Here is a 13,956-nt window from a genome sequence, read left to right as displayed (position 1 = left end):
GCGATCAGAGGCCCAGATAGGCCTCGCGGATACGCGGGTTTTCGATCAGCCCGGCGGCGGGGCCGGAAAGCGCGACATGGCCGGTTTCCAGCACATAGCCTCGGTCGGCGATGCGGAGCGCGCCGAAGGCGTTCTGCTCGACCAGCAGGACCGTGACGCCCAGCGCCTTCATCTGCCGCACCACGTCAAAGATCTGGTCCACCAGGATCGGCGCCAGCCCCATCGAGGGCTCGTCCAGCAGCAGACAGGACGGCCGCCCCATCAGCGCCCGGGCAATCGCCAGCATCTGCTGTTGCCCGCCCGAGAGCCCCCCCGCCGCCTGCGCCCGTTTCTGCTTCAGCACCGGGAACAGGGTGAAGGCGTGATCCATGTCCGTCTGCACCCGGTCATCGGCATAGAGCCAGGCGCCGAGGCGCAGGTTCTCCTCGACCGTCAGGTTGGTGAAGATCTGCCGCCCCTCGGGGCTTTGCGCCAGGCCGCGGGACAGTCGGCGATGGGCGGGCAGGGGGCGCAGATCCTCGCCGCGGAAGGTGACGGTCCCGGCGGCGATGGGCTGCACGCCCGAGAGGCAGCGCAGCAGCGTCGTCTTGCCCGCCCCGTTCGCGCCCAGCACGCAGACGATCTCGCCCGAGGCGATCTCCAGGTCGATGCCGTGCAAGACCTCGATCCGCCCGTAGCGGGCGCGCAGCCCCTCAACCTTCAACATGCAGCACCTGTTCCTGTCCGTGCTGGCCCAGATAGGCGGCGATCACCTGCGGGTCGCGGGCGACCTGGGCGGGCGCGCCCTCGGCGATCTTGCGGCCGTGGTCCAGCACCACGAGATGGGCGGAAATCTTCATCACCAGCTTCATGTCATGCTCGACCAGAAGGATCGCCACGCCCGCGCGGGCGATCTCGGCGATCAGTCGGTCGATTTCCTCGGTCTCGACGGCGTTGCAGCCGGCGGCGGGTTCGTCCAGCAGCAGGATCTTGGGATCCAGCGCCAGCGCCCGGGCGATCTCCAGCCGTTTCAGCGCGCCATAGGACATGGTGCGGGCGGCGCGATAGGCGGCCTTCTCCAGCCCGACGCGGGCCAGCAGGGCCAGCGCGCTCTCGGCCGAGGCGCGGGTCTTGCGGCGCGAGGCGGGCAGGCCGAGGAGGTCGGACAGCACCCCGGCCTTTTCTCGCAGGTGATGGCCGACCATGACGTTTTCCAAGAGCGTCATCTCGCCGAAGACCTGCAGGTTCTGGAAGGTCCGCGACAGCCCGCGCCGGGCCAGCAGATGCGGCTCCATGGCGGTGATGTCGGTGCCCTCCAGCCGGACCTTGCCCTGCGACGGGCGGTAGAGGCCGGAAATCATGTTGAACAGGGTGGTCTTGCCTGCGCCGTTCGGCCCGATGACCGAGACGATCTCACCCGTGCGCACGGCAAAGGACACGTCGTCGACCGCCTTGATCCCGCCGAAGGCGATGCCGAGCCCGTCGATTTCCAGAAGTGCGCTCATTCGCCATCCCTCCCGCGCAGGCGTTTCATCAGGCTGGGCAGCAGGCCGTCGGGCAGGAAGATCATCACCAGGATCATGACCAGCCCCAGCACCATGTGCTCGTATTGGTGGAAGACGGTCAGCAGTTGCGGCAGCGCGGTCAGGATGGTCGCGCCGAAGATCGCCCCCAGCACCGAACCGACGCCGCCCAGCACCGCCATGGTCACCATCTGCACCGAATGCATGAAGCCCGCGACATCAGGGGTGATCAGCCGGTTCATCAGCGCCAGCAGCGAGCCCGAGACCGAGGCATAGACCGCCGAGACGACGAAAGCGTGCAGCTTGTGGCGGGCCACGTCGATGCCCATGGTCCGGGCCGCCACTTCGGAGCCGTGCAGCGCCCTGAGCGCCCGGCCGGTCGGGCTGTCAAAGAGGTTGAGCGCGAGCCAGGCGCCAAGGATCATCACCGCCCCCGCCAGCCCGTACCAAAGCTCGCCCGCGCCGACGCGCCAGCCAAAGTCCCGCAAGAGCCCCCTGAGCCCGAGGTCGGGCACGGCGATGCCATCGGGGCCGCCGGTCCATTGCGCCTCGTTCGACAGGACCATGGAGATGAGGATGCCGAGCCCCAGCGTGGCGACGCCGAGGTAATAGCCGTGCAGCCGGAGGATCGGCTTCCCGACCAGCCAGGCCAGCGCCGCCGACAGCGCCGCACCCAGCGCGATGGCGGCGACCGGGGGCAGGCCCAGATGCTCGGGCGCCAGCGCGCAGGCATAGGCGCCGATCCCGGCGAAACCCGCGTGCCCCAGGCTGATCTGCCCGGCATAGCCGATGAGGATCACCAGCCCGGTTACGGCGATGGCGTTGATGAAGATCAGCGCCCCGATCCGGTAGTAAAAGCCCGAGGGGAAGAAGAAGGGCGCCGCGACGACCAGCAGGGTCAGGATCAGCAGCGTCACGTGTTTGGGTTTCATCCGCATGGCCCTAGACCCGGTCCGTCGATTTGCGGCCCAGCAGGCCCTGCGGCATCAGCGCCAGCACCAGGATGATCAGGATGAAGGACACCGCATCCTTGTACTGTGAGCTGACGTAACCCGCGGTCAGCGCCTCCAGCACGCCCAGCAGCAGGCCCCCGGCCAGCGCGCCCAGCGGGTTGCCCAGCCCCCCCAGCATGGCGGCGGCGAAGCCCGACAGCGCCAGCGCCACGCCGGTGTTGTAGGCGGTCATGGTGATCGGCGTGACCAGCACGCCCGCCACCGCGCCGATGGCCGCCGACAGGCCGAAGGACAGCGCCATGATCGCCTTGGTGTTGATCCCGACCAGCGAGGCGGCCAGCGGGTTGTTGGCCGTGGCCAGCACCGCCTTGCCGGTCAGCGTGCGGGTGAAGAAGAGCCAGAGCGCGGCAAAGGTCAGCGCCGCGCCCGCCATGACCCACAGGCTTTGCGGCAGCAGGGTCGCGCCCGCCAGCCTCAGCGGTGCCTCGCCGGAAAAGCCCGGGTAGCGGTGGATCTGCTTGTCGAAGATCAGCCCCGCCGCGCCCTGCAGGAAGATCGCCGCGCCGATGGTGATGATGATCAGCGACACGACCGGCGCGCCGCGGGCGGGGGCGATGGCCAGCCGGTTCAGCGCCACGCCCACAGCCGCCGTGCCCAGGATCGCCAGCAGCGCCGCCAGCGGCACCGGCAGGCCCGCGGCGATGGCAAAGGCGGTGCCCATGCCGCCCAGCATGACGAATTCGCCCTGGGCGAAGTTCACCACGCCCGAGGCGTTGAAGATGATGGTGAATCCCAGCGCCAGCAGCGCGTAGACCGCGCCGACCGTCAGCCCGGACATCAGGAATTGCAGAAGATCGGCCATGGGAACCCGCGGTGGTTGGGATGGGGCCGGGCGGCGGCCCGCTTGCAAGGGCGCCGCCCGGTCTGGCGTTACTGGACCTGCGTCCAGCCGCCGTTGCGGATTTCCAGAAGCCGGAAGGCCGAGAGGTCGAGGCCCAGGTGATCCTCGGCGGTGAAGCTGTAGATCCCGGTGGTGCCGACAAGGCCCGAGGTCGCCTCGATCGCGTCGCGCAGGTCGGCCGGATCGGGCTCGGCCTCGCCGTTGCGGGTGATGGCGTCGACCAGGATCGCCAGCGCGTCATGGGCATAGCCGCCGAAGGTCGAGACCGGCTCGTTGTAGCGCCCGACATAGGCGTCGCGGTAGGCCACGACGGCGGCGCGCTGCCCGTCATCCTCGGCCAGCTGGTCGGCAATCAGCAGCGCGGTGCCCGGCAGGCGCACGCCCTCGGCATTCTCGGCGCCCGAGAGGTCGATATAGGCCTGACCCGCCACGCCATGCGACTGGTAAAGGGGCAGTTCGATCCCCAGCTGGCGGTAGTTGCGGGTGACGATGGCCGGACCCGCGCCGAAGCCCGGGTTCAGGACCGCCTGCAACCCTTCGGTGTTGCGGATGTTGGTCAGCTGCGGAACCATGTCGGCGTCGCCCGGCGCATAGCTTTCATCCGCCGCCACGGTGATCCCGTAGGTTTCGGCGACCGAGAGGCATTGGGTGCGCATCGAGGCGCCGAAGCCGTCAGTGCCCGAGATCATGCCGATCCGGCTGATCCCCTGCGCCTGCATGTCCTCGAAGATCTTCTCGCAGGCCATGCGGTCGGTATGCGGGGTCTTGAAGGTGAAGGGCTGCACCGGGTCGATGATCTCGATCCCGCCGGCGAGCGAGATGAAGGGGATCTCCTCTTCCTCGGCGACCGAGCGGATGGCGAGCGAGGTGCCGGTCGTGGTGCCGCCGATGATCGCCACCACCTCGTCATGCTCGACCAGCCGGGTGGCGAAGGTGCGGGCGTTGTTCGGGTCGCCGCCGTCGTCATAGAGCACCAGTTCCAGCGGCTCGCCCAGCACGCCGCCCGCGGCGTTGATCTGTTCGACCAGCAGGCGGAGCGTCTTGGCCTCCGGGTCGCCCAGCGCGCCCGCGGGGCCGGTTTCGGCCAGCGTCGCGCCGATGCGGATCTGCGCCAGCGCCGCCGGGGCGCCAAGCGCCGCCAGCACTGCCGCGAAGGCAAGGGTCTTGTGCGTGTTCATCGGGTCCTCCCTGACCGTGTTCTCCCAGATCTGACCCGGCGTCTCGCCATATAATCGTCAGATCGTTCGGACAATTTATACGAAGCGTGGCGATCAAGCAATCCGACATTTCGGACCTCTGTTTTTGCTCGGAAACGGCCGTATTTTCAGGAAAAAGAGCGTATTGCTGGCAGAATGAAATGAATGACGCTGTGCGGCGCCGGGTGGCGGGTGGCGCGAAATCCCCTTGACACCGGGCGCCTGATTCTCAAAAACAGAACGAACGTTCGGATAATTTGTCCGCCGATTCCCGACGAGCGAGAGAGCCCGCCATGACCGAGACAACCACCCTTCCGCGGATCGAATCCCTGATCGAACCCGCGCGCGTTCACAGCCGGCTCTATACCGACCGCGCCATTTTCGAGGAGGAGATGCGGCGGATCTGGCACCGCACCTGGGTCTATATCGGCCACGAGAGCGAGGTGCCGAACGCCAACGACTACGTCACCAAGTCCATCGGCCCGACCCCGGTGCTGATGGTGCGCGACCGGCAGGGCGAGATCCGGCTGCTGCTGAACAAATGCCCGCATCGCGGCAACCAGCTTTGCGCCTACAAGCAGGGCAACCGCGCGACCTTCACCTGCCCCTACCATTCCTGGACCTTCGCCAACACCGGCGAGCTGATGGGCTACGCGCTGCCCGACGGCTATGAGGACGTGTCGAAGACCGGCGTCGGCCTCGGCAAGGTGGCGCGGATCGGCATCTATCGCGGCTTCGTCTTCGGCTCGATGGCGGCGGAGGGGCCCTCGCTGATGGAGCATCTGGGCGGCGCCAAGGCGGCGCTCGATCAGCTGTGCGACAATTCCCCGACCGGCGAGCTGGAACTGACCGCGGGCTTCCTGCAGCACCGCACCAAGGCCAACTGGAAATTCATGCTGGAGAACGAGACCGACGGCTATCACCCCGGCTTCGTCCATTCCTCGATCTTCCAGGTGACTAAGAGCGGCATCGCCAATCTCTATGGCAAGGACTCGACGGCGCTGACCCGCGACTATGGCAACGGGCACACCGAATTCGACCTGCGCCCGGAATGGCGCCGCCTCGACACGCCGCTGAAATGGTTCGGCACCTCGGAGGAGCGGCTGCCCGACTACACCGCGGCGATGAAGGCGGCCTACGGGGAGGAACGGGCGCGGCAGATCATGATCGACGGCTCGCCGCATACCATGATCTTTCCGAACCTGTTCATCGCCGAGATCCAGATCTTCGTCCTGCAACCGATGGCCGTGGACGAGACGATCCAGCATGTCACCGCCGTCCAGTTCAAGGGCGCGCCGGACATCAACCGGCGTCTGCGCCAGCAGACCATGGGTTCGGTCGGGCCTGCCGGGCTGCTGCTGGCCGACGATACCGAGATGTACGAGCGCAACCACCGCGGGGCGCTGATCCATGATCCCGAATGGCTGGTCCTGAGCCGCGGCCTGCACCGCGAGCGGCGGGACGAGAAGGGATTCCGCATCGGACATTCGACCGACGAAGTGCCCCAGCGCGGGATCTGGCGGCACTACCTCAGCCTGATGCAGGAGTGAATGCGATGGACCCGATGCTTGCCGAGAAACCCGTGGATCTGGCGGCGCTGAGCCCCGTCGATCTGCACCACCGCGTGGCGCAATTCCTCTATCTGGAGGCCCGTTTGCAGGACACCCATGCCTATGACGCCTGGGAACAGCTTTGGGAGGACGACGCGATCTATTGGGTGCCGGCCAATGGCCATGACACCGACCCCGAGCGGCAGATGTCGATCCTTTACGACAACCGCTCGCGCATCAAGGTGCGGGTCGAGCAGCTGAAGACCGGCCGCCGCCACACCCAGACACCGCGCTCGGAACTGGCGCGGCTGATCTCGAATATCGAGGTGGTCGGGGTCGAGGGGGCCGAAGTCTCGGTTCGCGCCAATGTCCTGATCTACGAGGACAATCTGCGCGGCGAAACGATCTGGGCGGCGCGCAACGAGTATCGGCTCAGGCTGGTGGGCGGCGCCTTCCGGCTGGTGCGCAAGAAAATCGGGCTGGTGAACAACGCGCGGCCCGTCTTTACCCTCTCCTTCCTGGTGTGAGCATGATGGACTGGATTTCCGAAGGCCCCGTGCTGCTGTCCTGTGACGCGGGCGTGGCGACGATCACCCTCAATCGGCCCGCGGCCGCCAATGGCATGAACATCGCCCTGATGCAGGCGCTGCATGCGGCGGTGATGCGCTGCCACCGCGAGCCGGGGGTGCGGGTCGTGCATCTGCGGGGTGCGGGGCGGAACTTCTGCGCGGGTGGCGATGTCCGCGAATTCGCGGCGATGGGCGAGGGGCTGGGCGATTTCCTGCGTGAGGTCACGGCCTGGCTGCAGATGGCGATCGGCGCGCTGATCCGGCTGGATGCGGTGGTGGTGACCGAGGTGCAGGGCTTCGCTGCGGGCGGCGGCGGGCTGGGGCTGGTCTGCGCCTCGGACATCGTCATCGCGGGCGCGGGGGCGAAGTTCATGGCGGGCGCCACGCGGGTCGGCATGGCGCCCGATGGCGGCGCCTCGGTGATCCTGCCGCATCTGGTGGGCTTCCGCCGCGCGGCCGAGATCGTGCTGTCCAATCGCGTGGTCGAGGCGGCGGAGGCGGAACGCATCGGGCTTATCAGCCGCATGGTGCCGGATGCCGAGCTGGCGGACGAGGCCAAGGCCACCGCCGCGCTTTACGCCCAGGGCGCGCCGCTGGCGCAATCGGCGGCGAAGCGGCTGTTGTGGAACGCCCTCGATGTGGAGCGCTGTCTGCCCGAGGAGGCGCGGACGGTGGCCGGGCTCTCGGCCACGGCGGACAGCCGCGAGGGCCTGGCGGCGGTGATCGAGAAGCGCGCCCCGCGCTTTACCGGGCGCTGATGCGCCGCGCGCTGGTGACCGGCGGGGCGGCGGGGATCGGGGCGGCGACGGTGCGGCGGCTGGTTCATAGCGGCTGCACTGTGACCTTCGTCGACCGCGACGCGACGGCGGGCGGGGCACTGGCCCATGAAACCGGCGCTGGGTTCGTGGCGCTGGACGGGACCGATACGGCGGCGGTCGCGGATTTTCTGGCGGGCGAGGGTTTCGACATCCTCGTCAACAACATAGGCGCCGATCAGCACGCCTTCTTCACCGCCACAGGCCCCGCCGACTGGCAGCGCCTGCTGGCCGTGAACCTGGAGAGCGCCTTCGCCTTCTGCCACGGCGTGCTTCCCAGGATGCAGGCCCGGGGCTGGGGCCGGATCGTGCTGGTCTCCTCCGAGGCCGGGCGGCTCGGCTCCAGGGGGGGCGCGGTCTATGCCGCGGCCAAGGCCGGGCTTCTGGGCTTCGGCCGGTCGCTGGCGCGGGAGAACGCGCGCTACGGGATCACGGTCAACGCCGTGCTGCCGGGCCCGGTGCAGACGCCGATGGTCGACCGCGCGGTGGCCGAGGCCGGCACAAAGATCCTCGACGACATGGCCCGCCTGACCCTGCTGCGGCGCCTTGGCCAGCCCGGGGAAATCGCCGCCGCCATCGCCTTCTTCTGTTCCGAGGACGCGGGCTTCATCACCGGCGAGGCGCTGGGCGTCTCGGGTGGGATGGGCTGCGGCGCCTGATTTCTCACGGAGTTTCCCATGATCGAGATCCATTTCGTCGCCCCGGGCGGCGCCACGCAGGTCGTTGCGGCCGAACCCGGCCTCAGCGTCATGGAGGCCGCAAGGCGGGCCGATGTGGCGGGCATCATCGCCGAATGCGGCGGGGCGTGTTCCTGCGCGACCTGCCATGTGCATGTTGCCGCGGACTGGCTGGAGCGGGTCGGCGGCCCCGGACCCATCGAACAGGACATGCTGGATTTCGCCGAGAACGTGGGCGAGGCCTCGCGGCTTTCCTGCCAGATCCCGGTGACCGAAGCGCTGGATGGTCTGGTCCTGCATCTGCCGGGCTGAGGCGGGGCCGGGCCCCCACGAGTCGCGCCCTGCCGGATCGCCCCGCGCCGCCAGGCCCGGGGCGATCTGCCGTTTCTGCGGGGAATATCGCAGGAAATCAGTGGTCTGGAGCGATGTGGAGCCCGTCCCGGCCCGCCCCGCAAATCCGTCCAGAAAGCCCTTGTTCTCCGGCATCTTGGCCAATATACGGGGCGGTGGAGACGTGGCCGAGTGGTCGAAGGCACACCCCTGCTAAGGGTGCAGACGGGAAACCGTCTCGAGGGTTCGAATCCCTTCGTCTCCGCCACTTGCCCTAGAGAAACGTTTCTCCCGATCCGGCTGCGGCCGGATTTTCTCGTTGTATTCGAGGGTTATGCGGGAAGGGCTGAGCACCTGTTCCGGCGCGAGGATGGCCCTAAACGTTCTCTCCGGGCCAACATTCTCTGAACCTCATGACTGCGGGATTTTGGTGAATAGCTTGCAAAGTACTGAACTTTCATAGTTTTTTGGCGCGCCGATCTGACCACTTCGACGTCAGTCGTTTCGGCTTATGGAACACACATCGAACCACTGGCCAAGGTATCAGTAATCCCCGAATGGCTCTTGTAAACGTGCAACCGTTTCATTGCTTGCCCCGCCGGTTCCCGAAGTGCATCCTCATGACTCGAAAACCATACCATAGCACCAATCGAGTCCTTCAAACCGCGGCCGTTGAGTAGAACCGGGATTGACCGAAGCTGGCAACGGTCCGAGGGTAGAAGACAGAACGTTGGTCCAACAATGAGGGCTTGCGTCAAAGCCGAGCAATGCAAAGAGCAACAATGATTAGTAATGCGACGGATATTGCTTTTAGGGGGGATTTATCAAGACTCGACCTTGATACTGAATACCGCTCTACAAAGAATGATCCGGTCGAGACTTTTTACAAAAAATGCCTTCGAAATGCGGATCTATATCAAAGAGCCGTTGGCTATTTTCGATCTTCTGTTTTACTGATCATTGGACGGACACTTCTGGAGTTCGCGCGTCGCGGAGGCCGAATTCAACTGATCTGCTCGCCAAGCCTCAGTGAAGAGGATGTCAGAAGTATTTCAGGCGGTTACGCGCGTCGCGACGAAATCTTGGCCTCTGCAATCATTGAAGAGTTTGATCGATTGCTGGCTGAGCCCTCGACAGCCTTTCCTGCCAAAGCCCTAGCAACTCTTATTTCTTGTGGGGCACTAGAGGTTAGGCTAGCCGAACTGAACTCTGGAAATGGAATATACCACGAAAAGATTGGACTTTTCACGGATGGCTTTGGTCACACCGTAAGTTTCCGTGGATCAACAAATGAAACATGGAGCGGCTGGCACGCAGAAGGAAACTTCGAGGCAATTGAAGTTTTTTGCGATTGGAATGGGCCTTCCGATAGGATCCGGATCGAGAAACATCGAAACCATTTCGCGACACTCTGGTCGGGGAAGGATCCTAGCGTCACGGTCTCGGCGTTCCCCGAGACGGCCGAAATCTATCTACGCAAATACGCCGCTAAGAGCATCGAAGAAATCATGGAAAGCGTCCCAGTCACCCCGACGTCTCGCCGACAACCCCTGCCACACCAAACCGAGGCACTTGATGCTTGGCGAACGCAAGGTTGCCGCGGCATCTTTGAGCACGCTACTGGAACTGGCAAAACCTTCACAGCGATCGTAGCAATTAGGGATCACGTCAAGACCGGCAAACCTGCCCTTGTTCTCGTGCCGAGCAGGCTGCTGCTGCATCAGTGGGCTGAAGAGATCAGCGATGAGATACCAGACGCGGCCTTGATGCTGGCTGGTGATGGTCAAAACCGTTGGAAGTTGCACGGTAGGCTCAAGAGCATGACAGCTGCAGATCTGGAATTAGGACCACGGGTGACATTGGCGATGATGCCCACCGCTGCAACTGATCTCTTTCTGGCAGGGGTCGCTGAGAGCGACGAACTGCTGCTGGTTGTTGACGAAGTTCATCAAATAGGCAGTCCCATTAATTCGCGTGCGCTCAAGATAGCGGCGGGCCTAAGACTTGGACTGAGCGCGACACCACGGCGCTACGGCGATACTGAGGGAACAAAAAGGCTCATGGACTACTTCGGCGGTGTTGTGCCTCCACCAATCACGCTTGGAGATGCCATGAAAGCCGGTCGCTTGGTGCCTTATCAGTATTTCCCGCACGCTATCAGCCTTAACGCGGATGAAGCGGACCAATGGCTTGATTTCACAAATCGAATAAAAAAGGAAATCGCAAGAAGCAGCACTGATGCCAATGGAAAAAAGCTGTTAAGCGAACGAGCAAAAATGCTGCTCATTCAACGTTCGAGGATTGCCAAGAAGGCGACAGCGAAGGTGGATCTTGCAGTTCGTACAATCAAACGAGAGTACCGCGACGGTCAGAGTTGGCTGATCTACTGCGAGGACAGTGAGCAACTTGGCGATGTTGTAAACGCGCTTCGGGTGACGGGAATTGAAACTATCGAGTACCACTCAAACATGATTGGCGATCGAGTGGCCACGATGGAATGGTTCCACAAGTTTGGCGGCATTCTGGTTTCAATCAAGTGCCTCGACGAGGGAGTAGACATACCCAAGGTTTCCCACGCTCTGATTTTAGCGTCGTCTCAAAACCCAAGGCAATTCATTCAGCGACGAGGAAGAGTATTGCGGATTTCTCCTGGTAAGAACATGGCACAGATTCATGACGCCATCGTGCGACCATTGAACTCGGAGTCTGAACCCGAGCAACTTGGCCTCCTCCGTGGGGAACTGATACGTGCTATTGAGTTCGCTAATGGTGCCATCAATAAGTCAGCTGGAGCAGAATTGAGGGCGATTGCCATGGAAATGGGCATCGACATAGACGACCTCGCAGCTCGAGACGGAGTAGAAGAAGATGACTGAACGGTCAGGACCAGACATTGCACTCGAAATACTTTTGGCACAACGCTTGGAGGTTGCCCCAGACTTGCCGGAAGAGCTTATTCGAGCATGCTACTTTGTTCAAAAGAACAATCAGTTTACTTCTGACCGCTCGCTGCCGATGGCTGAGATGGAAAGACTAATTGACTCCGAAGTTGAGAAACTGTCAGCCGAACCCGAGGTTTTGAAATGAAGCTAATCCGTCTGACAATGAAAAACTTCATGCCTTACAAAGACCAGGCAGTTATTGATTTTCCTAAAGACGGGTCCCGAAATGTGATGCTCGTTTTTGGCGACAATATGAGAGGGAAGACTTCGCTTCTCAACGCACTTCGATGGGGCTTCTATGAAAAGGCGTTGGGAAGGCATTCCCGCCTCATCCCTCTGATAGATATCGTCAATAAGGACGCATTGCTCGAGGACAACTGGCGCGTCGAAGTGTTTGTTGAATTCGAAGCTAACGGTGATGTCTTCGAGCTTCGCCGGACGGCGGACCGCCGCTCCCCAGTCGTGCGTCCTTCCCGTTCGGAAGACCTGCAGACTTCAGTATTACTGAAGAAAAATGGCTCTGTCGTCGCGGGCAACCAAGTTGCCTATGAACTCGATCAAGTTGCCCCCGAGCAGACGTCGCGATTCTTCCTTTTTGACGGCGAGCTGCTTCAGGAGTATGAGGAGCTTCTGTTCGAAGGGAGCGAACAAGGGCGCCAGATCAAAGACGCGATTGAGCAAGCTTTAGGTGTTCCGACTCTCGTCAGAGGACGCGATGAACTCGGCACCATTCTAAAGAACGCTTCGCGAGCCCAAACCAAGGCACTGGCTCACATCCAGGGCCTGAAAGCACAAGCATTGCGCACTGACGCTTTGAACGAGAAGCTAGAGGCCTTTGAAGCCGATCAAAAGTATCTTGAAGCGTCGATCTCCGGGATTCGCGAAGAACGCGAAAACCTCGAAGACGAAATTGAGGCTGCTGCGACGGTTCTTGCGTTAAAGGCCAAACTTGACGCCGCTCGAGCAGACCGTGACGAAAGCCAATCCACCATTGCTCGGAAGTACACCGAGCGCCATGAAGTACTAGCCTCTGCTTGGAAGGACATGCTTGACGCACGACTGGGCGAAAAGAAGAGAAAACTGCGGGAGGAGCAGCTTCGCATAACTGGAGAAATAAAGACAACCTCCCGATTTGAGGCGGACATTGATCGTCTCCGGGAGTTGATTGACACAGACTCCTGTCCAACGTGTCTGCAGCCGGTCACGGGTAAAATTCGCGAAACTCTAAAGACGACACTCGGTGAAATGCAAGCTGGGCTTATGGCTCAGAAAGACGTAAGCGCCCGACTTAATGAAATATCAGCTCAACTTGGCAACCTGGAAAAAATTCGTGGATCTGGGGCGGGTCAGCGGTTGTTTCAGATCCAGAAGGACGTGAATCTCGCGCAGATCAAGCTTCAGAAAGCGGAGAACGAGATTGAAGACATTGAGGATAAAATCGATGAGCAGGACGCAACCGAAATCGCTCGAAAACGGTCGCGGATTGCGGATCTCCTGAAGGAAGAAGGAAAGCTCAACAGCGATGTTGACAGTGTGAGGACCAATATCCGGAAAGTTAAGGAAGACCTCGCGATTGCAAGAAAGGCAATTGAAGGCGTGGCATCTGCACGGGCCGACAAGACCACAAAGAAAGTTGCGCTAACCTCCAATTTGGAAAGAGCTTTCTCTGCCAGTATTGAAAAGCTTCGTGATCGGCTTCGCGGCAAGGTCGAACAACTGGCAAGCGACGCTTTTCGCGAAATGACGACGCAAGACGCCTATCAAGGTCTCCAGATAAACGAGAATTATGGTCTGAGTATCATCGATAGCCATGGGCGCACCGTTTCAATGCGAAGTGCCGGTGCTGAACAGATCGTCGCACTATCATTAATAGATGGCCTCAACAGGACGGGCCGATCGGCAGGACCAGTGGTAATGGACACTCCATTCGGCCGCCTCGACCCTAAGCACCGGAACAACATCTTAGGCTACCTACCGTCGGTGACCACTCAGTTCGTTTTGTTCGTTCATGGCGGCGAGATTCGTCGAGAAACAGATCTTGAGTCCATTAAGGACCGTATCGGCGCGGTTTACGATCTAATCGAGGTCTCAGAGACACAGACGAAAATCGAAAGGTCCAAACTATGATTGAATCTGAAGTCACAACGGTCGGTCTTTCCGAGAACGCCGACGATCTCCTTGATCAGATGAAAGAGCAAGAAATCTTTGCCGAGAAATTGGACGGCTATCGATTTGCGATCAGTCTTGCTGTTGCTTCCGGTATTGTTCCCTCGGAGATCGGAAAGCGTAAGACACTGTTTAACGTGGGATCGCTTGACCCGGGGCAGTTGATACGGAGCGCTATTGAAGCATTGTACGAAGATGAACTAGAGACGACCTCAGTCTATCGAATCGCCGAGCGCCTGGCGGATTGGGGCGTTCGTGAACTGTATGAACAGGCCTCGCAGGGGCAGCTGGATTTTACAGCCCTTCTGAAGAGTGTGGACGACGCATCAGCCCAATGAACTCTCCGCTCAGACTC

At 62.0% G+C, this 13,956-nt stretch carries 14 protein-coding genes and 1 tRNA gene; 10 read left to right on the top strand and 5 right to left on the bottom strand.

Translation table 11 applies throughout. From position 1 onward, the window contains the following. Positions 1-4: 4 nt before the first annotated feature. From VDQ18_RS01805 to VDQ18_RS01785, 5 genes are all read right to left on the bottom strand, one after another. Positions 5-706 carry an ABC transporter ATP-binding protein gene (locus tag VDQ18_RS01805; RefSeq protein WP_323019306.1) on the bottom strand — a complete coding sequence of 234 codons (702 nt, stop codon included), beginning with the start codon at positions 704-706 and terminating at the stop codon, positions 5-7. Then, complete coding sequence (locus VDQ18_RS01800) at positions 693-1,484, bottom strand: ABC transporter ATP-binding protein (RefSeq protein ID WP_323019305.1); 792 nt, start codon at positions 1,482-1,484, stop codon at positions 693-695. Before VDQ18_RS01800 ends, VDQ18_RS01805 begins: the two co-directional genes overlap by 14 nt. Further along, complete coding sequence (locus VDQ18_RS01795; RefSeq protein WP_416235077.1) at positions 1,481-2,440, bottom strand: branched-chain amino acid ABC transporter permease; 960 nt, start codon at positions 2,438-2,440, stop codon at positions 1,481-1,483. The genes VDQ18_RS01800 and VDQ18_RS01795 overlap by 4 nt, the downstream gene beginning before the upstream one ends. A gap of 4 nt (positions 2,441-2,444) precedes the next feature. Beyond that, a complete protein-coding gene (locus VDQ18_RS01790; RefSeq protein WP_323019303.1) occupies positions 2,445-3,317 on the bottom strand; it encodes a branched-chain amino acid ABC transporter permease in 873 nt (290 codons plus the stop codon). 68 nt (positions 3,318-3,385) lie between these two features. Continuing rightward, a complete protein-coding gene (locus VDQ18_RS01785) occupies positions 3,386-4,534 on the bottom strand; it encodes an ABC transporter substrate-binding protein (RefSeq protein ID WP_323019302.1) in 1,149 nt (382 codons plus the stop codon). A 311-nt stretch (positions 4,535-4,845) separates the two neighbouring features. Here VDQ18_RS01785 and VDQ18_RS01780 point away from each other — a divergent pair, with 311 nt between their 5' ends. The 10 genes from VDQ18_RS01780 to VDQ18_RS01735 all read left to right on the top strand — a co-directional run bounded on the left by VDQ18_RS01780 (position 4,846) and on the right by VDQ18_RS01735 (position 13,939). Next, positions 4,846-6,102, top strand: a complete 1,257-nt coding sequence (locus tag VDQ18_RS01780) for an aromatic ring-hydroxylating dioxygenase subunit alpha (RefSeq protein ID WP_323019301.1) — start codon at positions 4,846-4,848, stop codon at positions 6,100-6,102. Between the two features lie 5 nt (positions 6,103-6,107). Further along, the gene (locus tag VDQ18_RS01775) at positions 6,108-6,629 is read left to right on the top strand and encodes an aromatic-ring-hydroxylating dioxygenase subunit beta (protein WP_323019300.1); all 522 of its coding nucleotides are present in this window, start codon (positions 6,108-6,110) and stop codon (positions 6,627-6,629) included. A 2-nt stretch (positions 6,630-6,631) separates the two neighbouring features. Further along, positions 6,632-7,429: an enoyl-CoA hydratase/isomerase family protein gene (locus VDQ18_RS01770; protein WP_323019299.1), complete on the top strand. Its 798-nt coding sequence runs from the start codon at positions 6,632-6,634 to the stop codon at positions 7,427-7,429. Next, positions 7,429-8,145 carry an SDR family NAD(P)-dependent oxidoreductase gene (locus tag VDQ18_RS01765; protein ID WP_323019298.1) on the top strand — a complete coding sequence of 239 codons (717 nt, stop codon included), beginning with the start codon at positions 7,429-7,431 and terminating at the stop codon, positions 8,143-8,145. The genes VDQ18_RS01770 and VDQ18_RS01765 overlap by 1 nt, the downstream gene beginning before the upstream one ends. Positions 8,146-8,163: 18 nt before the next feature. Further along, positions 8,164-8,475: a 2Fe-2S iron-sulfur cluster-binding protein gene (locus VDQ18_RS01760; protein ID WP_323019297.1), complete on the top strand. Its 312-nt coding sequence runs from the start codon at positions 8,164-8,166 to the stop codon at positions 8,473-8,475. A 196-nt stretch (positions 8,476-8,671) separates the two neighbouring features. Continuing rightward, positions 8,672-8,761: transfer RNA gene (locus tag VDQ18_RS01755), tRNA-Ser, on the top strand. 514 nt (positions 8,762-9,275) lie between these two features. Next, positions 9,276-11,369, top strand: coding sequence for a DEAD/DEAH box helicase family protein (locus tag VDQ18_RS01750; RefSeq protein ID WP_323019296.1), 2,094 nt, complete (start codon positions 9,276-9,278; stop codon positions 11,367-11,369). Then, on the top strand, positions 11,362-11,580 hold the full coding sequence (locus tag VDQ18_RS01745) for a hypothetical protein (protein WP_323019295.1): 219 nt from the start codon (positions 11,362-11,364) through the stop codon (positions 11,578-11,580). The genes VDQ18_RS01750 and VDQ18_RS01745 overlap by 8 nt, the downstream gene beginning before the upstream one ends. Continuing rightward, entirely contained in the window at positions 11,577-13,562 is a 1,986-nt protein-coding gene (locus VDQ18_RS01740; protein WP_323019294.1) for an AAA family ATPase, read from the top strand. Before VDQ18_RS01745 ends, VDQ18_RS01740 begins: the two co-directional genes overlap by 4 nt. Continuing rightward, positions 13,559-13,939, top strand: a complete 381-nt coding sequence (locus tag VDQ18_RS01735) for a hypothetical protein (RefSeq protein WP_323019293.1) — start codon at positions 13,559-13,561, stop codon at positions 13,937-13,939. The genes VDQ18_RS01740 and VDQ18_RS01735 overlap by 4 nt, the downstream gene beginning before the upstream one ends. Positions 13,940-13,956 lie beyond the last annotated feature (17 nt).

The sequence above is a fragment of the Pararhodobacter sp. genome, from assembly GCF_034676075.1.
In the GTDB taxonomy this organism is placed as follows: Bacteria; Pseudomonadota; Alphaproteobacteria; order Rhodobacterales; family Rhodobacteraceae; genus Pararhodobacter.
This window is presented reverse-complemented; position numbering and strand designations above follow the sequence as displayed.

What these genes read in the sequence shown, in the direction of transcription:
- VDQ18_RS01805 (WP_323019306.1), bottom strand. Translation starts at nt 706, where the DNA reads ATGTTGAAGGTTGAGGGGCTGCGCGCCCGCTACGGGCGGATCGAGGTC.
- VDQ18_RS01800 (WP_323019305.1), bottom strand. Translation starts at nt 1,484, where the DNA reads ATGAGCGCACTTCTGGAAATCGACGGGCTCGGCATCGCCTTCGGCGGG.
- VDQ18_RS01795 (WP_416235077.1), bottom strand. Translation starts at nt 2,440, where the DNA reads ATGCGGATGAAACCCAAACACGTGACGCTGCTGATCCTGACCCTGCTG.
- VDQ18_RS01790 (WP_323019303.1), bottom strand. Translation starts at nt 3,317, where the DNA reads ATGGCCGATCTTCTGCAATTCCTGATGTCCGGGCTGACGGTCGGCGCG.
- VDQ18_RS01785 (WP_323019302.1), bottom strand. Translation starts at nt 4,534, where the DNA reads ATGAACACGCACAAGACCCTTGCCTTCGCGGCAGTGCTGGCGGCGCTT.
- VDQ18_RS01780 (WP_323019301.1), top strand. Translation starts at nt 4,846, where the DNA reads ATGACCGAGACAACCACCCTTCCGCGGATCGAATCCCTGATCGAACCC.
- VDQ18_RS01775 (WP_323019300.1), top strand. Translation starts at nt 6,108, where the DNA reads ATGGACCCGATGCTTGCCGAGAAACCCGTGGATCTGGCGGCGCTGAGC.
- VDQ18_RS01770 (WP_323019299.1), top strand. Translation starts at nt 6,632, where the DNA reads ATGATGGACTGGATTTCCGAAGGCCCCGTGCTGCTGTCCTGTGACGCG.
- VDQ18_RS01765 (WP_323019298.1), top strand. Translation starts at nt 7,429, where the DNA reads ATGCGCCGCGCGCTGGTGACCGGCGGGGCGGCGGGGATCGGGGCGGCG.
- VDQ18_RS01760 (WP_323019297.1), top strand. Translation starts at nt 8,164, where the DNA reads ATGATCGAGATCCATTTCGTCGCCCCGGGCGGCGCCACGCAGGTCGTT.
- VDQ18_RS01750 (WP_323019296.1), top strand. Translation starts at nt 9,276, where the DNA reads ATGATTAGTAATGCGACGGATATTGCTTTTAGGGGGGATTTATCAAGA.
- VDQ18_RS01745 (WP_323019295.1), top strand. Translation starts at nt 11,362, where the DNA reads ATGACTGAACGGTCAGGACCAGACATTGCACTCGAAATACTTTTGGCA.
- VDQ18_RS01740 (WP_323019294.1), top strand. Translation starts at nt 11,577, where the DNA reads ATGAAGCTAATCCGTCTGACAATGAAAAACTTCATGCCTTACAAAGAC.
- VDQ18_RS01735 (WP_323019293.1), top strand. Translation starts at nt 13,559, where the DNA reads ATGATTGAATCTGAAGTCACAACGGTCGGTCTTTCCGAGAACGCCGAC.